This is a genomic window from Alienimonas sp. DA493 (genome assembly GCF_043951915.1).
GTDB lineage: Bacteria > Planctomycetota > Planctomycetia > Planctomycetales > Planctomycetaceae > Alienimonas.
Window position 1 is genome coordinate 1 of record NZ_JBINJD010000373.1, and the last position, 424, is coordinate 424.

Genomic DNA, 424 nt, shown 5'->3' on the forward strand with positions numbered 1-424 from the left:
GCGTCCGGGACGCTCGACGCCTCGCCGCCGCCCGCCTCAGTTCGACTGTGCGGCGCCCTTCGGCCCTGTGCCGGCGTCCGTGATCTGTTCGATCGTCCTGGAGCTGCCGTCCGGATAAACCACCTGCACGGAGTCGTATTCCCCCTGATACCCGCCCTTCGTGTAGCACGCCGGGATCGGGGTCAGGACGGCGGGCCACACCCCGGGTAGCGACGCCGTCGACAGCTTGAGCAGCAGGATTTTGGGGTTGGTTCCCTGGGGAACCGCCGGCCGGAGCAGGGCGACCGTGCCGGGGCCGCCCTGGGAATAAATCCCCTCGACGCGGAGCCGCGTCCGCTGGCCCTTCGTCACGGCCCAGGCCCGCCACATGTCCTGCGGCTCCCCGCCCGCCGGTTGAGCGGCCGCGGCCGCCCCGGCGACCGCC

At 72.6% G+C, this 424-nt stretch carries 1 protein-coding gene; it reads right to left on the reverse strand.

Annotation, left to right across the window (positions count from 1 at the left end; all coding sequences use genetic code 11):
• Nucleotides 1-36: 36 nt before the first annotated feature.
• A partial coding sequence (locus tag ACG2DA_RS23075) for a hypothetical protein (RefSeq protein WP_395259068.1) occupies nt 37-424 on the reverse strand: 388 nt, incomplete at its 5' end.